This is a genomic window from Hydrogenophaga sp., from assembly GCF_035481345.1.
Lineage (GTDB): Bacteria > Pseudomonadota > Gammaproteobacteria > Burkholderiales > Burkholderiaceae_C > Hydrogenophaga.
In genome coordinates this window covers 1-7,918 of the sequence record NZ_DATIGV010000103.1, presented here as the reverse complement: position 1 = coordinate 7,918, position 7,918 = coordinate 1, and the positions used below count along the sequence as shown (strand labels likewise).

The 7,918-nt window shown below is 71.0% G+C and carries 8 protein-coding genes; 1 reads left to right on the top strand and 7 read right to left on the bottom strand.

The annotated features are described in order from the left end of the window. Positions 1-193 precede the first annotated feature (193 nt). The 6 genes from VLG41_RS11120 to VLG41_RS11095 form a co-directional block, all read right to left on the bottom strand. On the bottom strand, positions 194-805 hold the full coding sequence (locus tag VLG41_RS11120) for a class I SAM-dependent methyltransferase (protein WP_325349465.1): 612 nt from the start codon (positions 803-805) through the stop codon (positions 194-196). Positions 806-862: 57 nt separating this feature from the next. Continuing rightward, complete coding sequence (locus VLG41_RS11115; protein ID WP_325349464.1) at positions 863-1,828, bottom strand: tripartite tricarboxylate transporter substrate binding protein; 966 nt, start codon at positions 1,826-1,828, stop codon at positions 863-865. Between the two features lie 14 nt (positions 1,829-1,842). Next, complete coding sequence (locus tag VLG41_RS11110; RefSeq protein ID WP_325349463.1) at positions 1,843-3,396, bottom strand: sulfatase family protein; 1,554 nt, start codon at positions 3,394-3,396, stop codon at positions 1,843-1,845. Between the two features lie 27 nt (positions 3,397-3,423). Then, a complete protein-coding gene (locus VLG41_RS11105) occupies positions 3,424-4,473 on the bottom strand; it encodes a porin (protein ID WP_325349462.1) in 1,050 nt (349 codons plus the stop codon). A 148-nt stretch (positions 4,474-4,621) separates the two neighbouring features. Next, positions 4,622-5,521, bottom strand: coding sequence for a LysR family transcriptional regulator (locus VLG41_RS11100; RefSeq protein ID WP_325349461.1), 900 nt, complete (start codon positions 5,519-5,521; stop codon positions 4,622-4,624). Positions 5,522-5,552: 31 nt separating this feature from the next. Next, positions 5,553-6,020, bottom strand: a complete 468-nt coding sequence (locus tag VLG41_RS11095; RefSeq protein WP_325349460.1) for a DUF3237 domain-containing protein — start codon at positions 6,018-6,020, stop codon at positions 5,553-5,555. 101 nt (positions 6,021-6,121) lie between these two features. Here VLG41_RS11095 and VLG41_RS11090 point away from each other — a divergent pair, with 101 nt between their 5' ends. Further along, a complete protein-coding gene (locus VLG41_RS11090; protein WP_325349459.1) occupies positions 6,122-7,234 on the top strand; it encodes a hypothetical protein in 1,113 nt (370 codons plus the stop codon). A gap of 9 nt (positions 7,235-7,243) precedes the next feature. On the opposite strand, the gene VLG41_RS11085 is transcribed toward VLG41_RS11090, so the two are convergent. Then, positions 7,244-7,918 (bottom strand): FAD-dependent oxidoreductase (locus VLG41_RS11085; protein WP_325349458.1); only part of this gene is annotated, 675 nt, incomplete at its 5' end.

The following is a 7,918-nucleotide window of genomic DNA, read 5'->3' as shown; positions in this document are numbered from 1 at the left end:
GGCCTCGCGCAGCAGGGCGGCCAGGCGGCGCAGCGCCTGCGCCTTGGCCGCGACGCTGGCCTTGGCCATGAGCCGCGACGCCGCCAGGGCCTGCTGGCCCAGGGTGTGCATGAGTTCGGTGGTGTTGCTGGCGTTCATGGGACGGGATTTTCGCACCGGGGACTGGCCAGCGCCGCCCCGCGGCGCCAAGCACCTAGGCGGTGCAGGGCCGGCGCGCGATCAGGGTGAGGAAGCGCTTGCTCGTGCCAGCAGGCGCGTCGAAGGCTTCGATCGCCTCGTGCAGCCGCTCCCAGCCGGCGAAACGCTCGAGCACGCGGCCAGGCTCGAAGAGGCAGTGGCCTTCGGGGGAGAACATGCCCATGAAGGTGGTGCCCTCGATGAGCACGTTGAGCACCAGCACGCCGTTCGGCGCGGTGGCCGCCTGCAGGCGCTCCAGCTGGCGCCAGGCCCGGGCGCAGTCGAAGAACATGAGCAGGCCGATGCAGACCACCGTGTCGTAACGCCCTTCGGGCACGTGATCGCTCAGGTCGGCCTCTTCGGCGATCAGGGGCAGCGACTCGCGGGCCGCCACCCGCCGCAGGTGATCGATGGCCGCCGCGCTTGCGTCCAGGGCGTGCACCTCGCAGCCGCGGCGCGCCGCGTCCAGGGCCAGGTTGCCCAGGCCGCAGCCGACGTCGAGCACGCGCCCCCGCACGTGAGGCCGGGCCGCGAGTTCGAAGGGGTTGAGCGCTTGCTCGCCCTCGGCGATCTGGCGCTGGAACTGGCGGTCGAAGAAGGCGACGCTGGGGTTGGGAGACGGGGACATGGATCGGCATTCTGCGCCCCGGCAATGCACGGCGGCGCGCGAGCGCCATCCCAGCATTCAATCCTGCGTGATCTTCTCTTCCACCACCACCTGGCGCCAGCGCCGCGCTTCCGCGGCCACAAAAGCGCCGAACGCCGGCCCGGCGACACCGCCCGCCTCTGAACCGGCGGTTCCGATACGGGACACCACCGCGGGTTCTGCCAGCGCCGCGGCGAACGCGGTCTGCAAGCGGGTCACGACAGACGCAGGTGTGCCAGCGGGCGCGACGATGCCGGTCCAGCCTCGCAGCTCGACGCCGGGGTAGCCCGCCTCGGCCAGCGTGGGCAGATCCGGAAAAGCCTTCTTGCGCTGCGGCGCCGCGATGGCCAGGGCGACCAGACGCCCGCCATTGAGGCCTTGCTGGGCCGCCGAGGAACCGCCCAGCACGACATCGACCATGCCCCCCGACAGGTCGGTGACGGCGGCAGCGATGGTGCGGTAGGGCACGTGCCGCAGCTCGATGCCGGCCGCCCGCTGCAGCAAGGCCATGCCGAGGTGCGAAGGCGTGCCCGCTCCGGCGCTGCCCAGGGTGAGTTGCCCGGGTTGGCGTTTGGCCAGCGCCACCAGCTCGGCCAGCGTCTTCACTCCCAGGCTTTGCCGCACCAGAAGGATGGGTGACTCGGTGGTGAGCTGCGCCACGGCCGCGAAGTCGCGCTGCAGATCGAATGGCGTTTTCGCGCGCAGTGCCGGCGTGACGGCCGACTGCAGGGTGAGCATGCCGATGGTGTAACCATCCGGTGCGGCCTTGGCCGTGGCTTCCACGCCGATGATGCCCTGGCCACCGGCGCGGTTTTCCACCACGATGGACTGGCCGAGTTCGCGCGCCAGCACGTCCTGCATGGCGCGGATGGCCACGTCGGCGGGCGAGCCCGGGCCGCCGGGCACGATCACCCTGATGGCGCGCGAGGGCCATTCGTCCGCGCGGGCCGACGAAGCGGCGAGCAGGCCCAGGACCGAGGTGGCGATGAAGTGGCGGCGTTGCATGTGTCTTGTCTCCTTCAGGCCGCGTAGCGCGCCGGCGGACTCGGGTCCACGGCGGACAGCATCTTGCGCAGCAGTTGTTGCATAAGTCGCGACTGAGTGTCGCGGTGGTCCGGCGCGTCCCAGAGGTTGTGGGTCTCGTCGGGGTCCTGGTGGTGGTCGTACAGCTCGCCCCAGGACTCGTCCTGGTAGACGCTGAGGCGGTGGCGCTCGGTGAGGAGGCTGCGCACGCTGGCCGGGCGCTGGAAGCCCTGGCGCGTGCGGCTGTCCTGGTACTCGACCAGCAGCTCGTCCCACACGCGGCCCTGGCCGTCGAGGCAGCCGAGCAGCGACCGGCCCTGGACGCCGCCATAAGGCTCGACGCCCGCGCGCGCCAGCACGGTGGGCGCGATGTCGATGGTGGAGGCCAGCGCCGGGCTGACGGCGGGCGCCGCCTGTTGGGGATCACACCAGATGAAGGGCACGCGCGTGATGCCGCGCGAAGCCAGCGCGCCCTTGAGCACCAGATTGAAGTCACCCAGGTAGTCGCCGTGGTCCGAGGTGAAGACGATGACCGTGTCCTCGGCCTGGCCGCTCTCCTCCAGCGCGCTCACGATGTCGCCAACGGCGTCGTCGATCATGGCGATCATGCCGGCGCTCAGCGCCATGGCCTCGCGGATCTCGCGCTCGGTGGCGAAGAAGGAGTCGTGCGGGCCCTGGCGCGAACGGCTGCCGTCCAGGAAGCGCTCGCGGCACCAGCCAATCGGCGGTGGCGGGTTGCGGTGCGCCTCGAAAGGAAGGCGTACCTGGAAATCCGCCGGGTCGTAGAGCCCCCAATACCGCCCCGGTGGTGTGAAGGGGTGGTGCGGGTCGGGGAAGGACACGAATGCGAAGAAGGGCTGCGCCTGCCCTCGGGTGCCGCGCAGGAAGTCCACCGCGCGGTCGCGGATGTAGCTCGTGGGGTAGAAGGCCTCGGGGATCGCGGTGCGATACGCCTGCGGGCACACATAGTCGTGCGGCAACTGGTTCGCGCGGTCGCGCAGGCGGTCGGCCTCGGGCAGGTGGCGGCGCAGCCACTGCAGGTAGTGCCCGCCCGCCTGGTCGCCGTGGAAGGTCACCATGTCCACCTCGTCGTAGCCGTAGTACGGCGTGTGGAAAGGGTGGCGCTCGGTGCCCGCGAAGTGCCGGGGCTGTTCCTGCGTGTAGTCGCCGCCATCGTCTTTCCAGGCGTCGAAGGCCTGCACGGGCGCGCCGCCCTCGGCGGGCCGGTCCGTCATGGGCTGCACGTGGCTCTTGCCCAGGCTGGCCGTGCGGTAGCCCGCGCGCCGCAACTGCTCGACGAAGGTGGTGGCGCGCACCGACAGCGCGCCACCATTGACGCGCAGGCCGTGCGCCGACGGATGGCGCCCCGTGAGCAGCGAGGCGCGGTTGGGCATGCACACCGGGCTGGCCGCGTGGAAGCGCTCGAAGCGCGTGCCACGCGCGGCCAGCGCGTCGATGTGCGGCGTGCGCAGCACCGGGTGGCCATAGCAGCCCAGGTGGTCGGCGCGGTGCTGGTCAGTGACGATGACCAGGAAGTTGGGACGGCGCATGGACGACAGGAAAGTGACGGGCTCGGTTCAGAAGTTGTGACGGATGCCCAGCGCCACGGCCCGCACATCGTCGCCACTGCCGGCATTCACCACGGCCTGCGCCAGCGTGTTCGCTGCCGTGCCCTTGTTGTTCAAGCGCAGCAGGCGGCCGTACAAGGACGTGCGTTTGCTCAGGCGGTAGTCGTAGCCGATGGCCGCCGCCAGGGCGTCGTTCGGGCTGTCCTCCAGGTCGCGTCCGTTCAGTTCTGCCATCCAGCGGTGCGGGCCGACGTCGTAGGCCAGGCCCAGCACGCCATGCGTGGCGCGGCGCGCACCAAGCGCGTCGCTGTCGGACACCAGGTACGCGCCCGACAGCGTCAGGCGCCCGAAGACGTAGCTCGCATTGACCCCCTGGGTCTCGTTGCGAAATGGCGTCGCGGCGGCGCTGCCGCTGTCCAGGCGCTGGGCGCCATAGGCGATGAAGTAGTTCTCGCCCCGGTAGCTGGCGGCGAACGCCAGGATTCCGCCGAGACCGGCCGCGCCCTCGTCCGGCGCCGCCGCCACTTCAACGCGCAAGCCCTTGGCTTGCACAGGACCACCATAGCGATAGCGCAGCAGGTTGGACTGGCGCATCGCAAAACCCACGGTGCGCACCGCCACGGGTTGACCATCCGTGCTGCCCGCCAGTTGCACGGGCGCCCAGTTCGCGTTCATGCCGAAAGGCACCGTGGCCAGCAGGTTGAAGAACAGCGGTGTGTATTGGCGGCCAGCCTCCAGCGCGCCCCAGCGACCGTCGATGCCGACGAAGGACTGCCGGCCGAAGCCCCCGCCCATGGGAATGGTGCCGTTGTCCATCGTGAGGCCCATCTCCAGCACGAAATAGGCTGACTGCCCGCCGCCGAGGTCTTCCCTGCCACGAAAGCCCAGCCGCGAGATGGCGTTCCCCCCCTCATTGATCACGGTGCGCGACTCGCTGCCGCGGATGCTGCCGGCGTACAGATCGGCGATGCCGTAGATGCTGACGCTCTGTGCCTGGGCGTTGGTGCCGAGGCCGGCCAGCAGGCCACAGGCCAGGCTCAGGCGGATGGGATTCTTCACGGTGTCTCCTCGTTGTTGTCGGGAGATTTCACTGTGACAGCGCGTGCCGTTCGCGACCAATACTTTGTTACGAGGTCGCCATCGCGCCACGCAATGGATGCTCGAAAACTTTGAAAAGAGAGCGCATTGCGCTACCAAATCGGGAGCATCACGAGCGCTTGACGGACTCGGCCAGCAAGCGCGAGAGGATGGATTCACCCACCAGAACGGCCTCGGACCAGCCGGTGTCCGTGGCCAGAGCAATGCGCACGTGTCGCTCCAGCCCGCTCTCCGCGATGGGCAACGCGATCAGTCCAGTTCGCTGCGCCGCCCGGCGTGCGGCGAACGTGGACAGGATGGTGGCGCCCACCCCTTGCTCGCACAGCTCCAGCATCGAGGGCAGGTCTTCGATGCCACCGACGATGCGCAGATCCAGCCCGGACCGTTCGCACGCCTCCAGCACCAGGCGATGGGCTGGCTGCATGGGCGACAACAGCAGCTCGATCGGCTGCACATCGGCGAGCGTGGGTCGCCGCGGCACCGCGCGCAACACATCCCGCGAGCCCACTATGAAGAGACGCTCCGAAAACGCCGCGCCACGCGCGCCGGCCTCCGGCGCGCCTGCCGCCACCAGAGTGGCCATGTCCAGATCGCCCTTGAACAGCAGACGCTCCAGCTCGGCGGAGTATCCGACGCGGATCTGCGGCCGCACGCGCGGCATCGCGGCGCGGATCTCGCTGAACAAGCGGACGCTGAGCAAGGGCGAAAGGCTGCGCAGCAGGCCGATGGTGATCACGCCCTCGACGACCCCGGCCTTCTCGCGCGCCGCCGCGGCCGCGTAGTCGATCTGCTGGAGGATGCGCTTGGACCGCTCGTACAGCTCGGTCCCCGCGGGCGTAAGCGCCGTGCCCACCCGGCCGCGCACCACCAGCTTCACGCCCAGCTCCCGCTCCAGATCGCTCAGGCGCTGGCTCAGGGCCGGTTGCACGATGTGCAGCCGGCGCGACGCCTCCGTCAGGCTGCCGGCCTCGGCAATGCCGACGAAGTACTTGAGCTGTCGAATGTCCATCGGCGGATTGCAGCACGGCTGTCCGGCCGGCCTACAGCAAGAAAAAACAGGCGATCTCCACTCGGTCCGGCCGGCGCACGCCCGTGCCGACGAAGAGGCGCTCATTGATCCAGCCCAGCGCGGGCGAGGCCGTCTCGAAGGCCGGCACGCAGCGGAAGTACACCAGCGCGGGGTCGACCGGCTCGCCGCGCACCAGCTTGGCCGTCACCTCCGGCGCCGCCACGCGGATCGCCTGGTTGCTCACGTAGATGAGGTCGCCGCCATCGGTCTCGAGCACGTAGCGCGCGTCCAGGCGCGCGAGCGAGGGCGTCACGATCAACTGGAAATCGGCGCCGCCGGGCAGCACGCGCGCGCTCCAGTCCGCGCCCTTCGCGGAGCCCCCGGTGATGGGGATGACGCGGCGATTGCCGGCCGGCGTGGCGCCGACCTCGTGCACGGGGCCCACCTGCACGTCCAGTTGCGCGAAGAAATCCAGTGAAGGGGCGGCGGGATGGCTCATGTCGGGTACTCGTGGGAAGCAAAGCCGCGCACTCTAGTGCTTGTCAGAATGATTGACCAAGTGAATCGTCCCTGGGGATTCCCCCAGGGCAGCCCAGCGCCATGACCGTTTCCTATGCCCCCGCGGGCCTGCCCGCCTTCGGCCGCGCGCTCAACGCCGCCGGCACCTTCACGCCCGTGGGCGTGTCGCGGTCCTCACCCGCCGTGGCCGAGGCCACGGCCTGGGCCCTGCAGCAGTTCCTCGTCATCGACGAGCTGCAGGCGCTGGCTTCGCGCGAACTCGCCGCGTTCAGCGGTGCCGCCGCCGGCACCGTGGTGCACTGCGCCGCAGCGGGCATCACGCTGGGCGTGGCGGCGGCCATGGCCGGGTCGGACCCGGCGCGCGTCGCGCAACTGCCCGACGCCGAGGGCCTGCGCCGCGTGGTGGTGGTGCCCGCGCCGCACCTCATCGACTACGGCCACCCGCTGGCCACCGACGTGCGCCTGGCCGGGGCGACGGTGCAGGCCTGCGGCCGGCCCGAGCGCTGCACCGGCGACGAGTTGCTGCCCGCCCTGGCCGCGCCCGAGGTGGCCTGCCTGCTGCTCGTGTCCTCGCGCCTCACGCGCGACCCGGCTTTCGACTTCTCTGCCGCCTGCGAGGCCGCGCGCGCGGCCGGCGTGCCCGTGCTCATCGATGGCGCGGCGCAGGACCTGCGCGTGCGCGAGCTCACCGCCCTGCAACCCGCCGCCGTGGTGCTGAGCGCGCAGAAGTACCTGGCCGCGCCGACGGCGGGCCTGGTGGTGGGCGAGGCGGGTTTCGTCGACGCCGTGCGAGCGCAGCAGAAGGGCATCGGCCGCGCGATGAAGGCGAGCAAGGAGGCCATCGTGGGCGTGCTGGCGGCCCTGGCCGAGCGGCGCGGGCTGGACCTGCCTTCCTGGGGCGCGCGACAGGCGCAGAAAGCACAAGGGGCCGTGGACGCGCTGCGCGAGCTGCGCGGTGTCGACACCACCCTGGTGCCCGACCCGCTGGGAGCGCCCTTCCCACGCGTGCGGCTGCGCTTCGCGGGTGGCGCGGACGAGGCGCGCCGCGTCGCGCAGGCGCTGCGGCGGCACGACCCGCCGGTGTGGGTGATGGAGCACGGCGTGCGCGAAGGCGTGCTGACGCTGGAACTGGTGGCCCTGCGCGCGGACGAGGTGGACGCCGTGGTCGACGCGCTGCGCCGCTGCGCGGCCTGAGGCTGGCGCTCAGTCCTTCAGCGGTTCGAGCTTCTGCAGCAGCGTGGGCAGCAGCTCCGACACGGTGGGGTGGATCGGCATCGAGCGGATGAGCCTGTCCACCGGCTGTTTCAGCGTCATGAGGTCCAGCAGCCCGTGCACCACCTCGTCGCAGCGGTAGCCCAGCAGGCTCGCGCCCAGCAGCAGGCGGCTGTCGGCGTCCACCACCACCTTCATCACGCCCTGCGTCTCGCCCGCCTCGCGCGCGCGGCCCACGCGGGCCATGGGCAGGCTCGCCGTCAGCAGGGGGCGGCCGCTCTGGCGCGCCTTGGCCTCGCCCATGCCCACGCGGCCCAGCGGCGGATCGATGTACAGGGCGTAGGCGTCGATGCGGTCCGATAGTTTTCGCGGATCCTGGTCGAACAGGTTGGCCACCACCACCTCGTGGTCGTTCCAGGCCGTGTGCGTGAACGCGCCGCGGCCATTGCATTCGCCCACCGCCCACACGCCATCGGCGCTGGTGCGGCACTGCTCGTCCACGCGGATGTAGCCGCGCTCGTCGGCCTCGACGCCGGCGGCCTGCAGGTCCAGGGCATCGGTGTTGGGCTGGCGGCCCATGGCCAGCAGCACGTGGCTGCCCAGGATGCGCGGCGGCTGGCCCTGGCAGCGCGCGCCCACCGCGATGCCGTTCTTGCGCTGCGCCAG

What these genes read in the sequence shown, in the direction of transcription:
- VLG41_RS11120 (WP_325349465.1), bottom strand. Translation starts at nt 805, where the DNA reads ATGTCCCCGTCTCCCAACCCCAGCGTCGCCTTCTTCGACCGCCAGTTC.
- VLG41_RS11090 (WP_325349459.1), top strand. Translation starts at nt 6,122, where the DNA reads ATGACCGTTTCCTATGCCCCCGCGGGCCTGCCCGCCTTCGGCCGCGCG.
- VLG41_RS11110 (WP_325349463.1), bottom strand. Translation starts at nt 3,396, where the DNA reads ATGCGCCGTCCCAACTTCCTGGTCATCGTCACTGACCAGCACCGCGCC.
- VLG41_RS11095 (WP_325349460.1), bottom strand. Translation starts at nt 6,020, where the DNA reads ATGAGCCATCCCGCCGCCCCTTCACTGGATTTCTTCGCGCAACTGGAC.
- VLG41_RS11100 (WP_325349461.1), bottom strand. Translation starts at nt 5,521, where the DNA reads ATGGACATTCGACAGCTCAAGTACTTCGTCGGCATTGCCGAGGCCGGC.
- VLG41_RS11115 (WP_325349464.1), bottom strand. Translation starts at nt 1,828, where the DNA reads ATGCAACGCCGCCACTTCATCGCCACCTCGGTCCTGGGCCTGCTCGCC.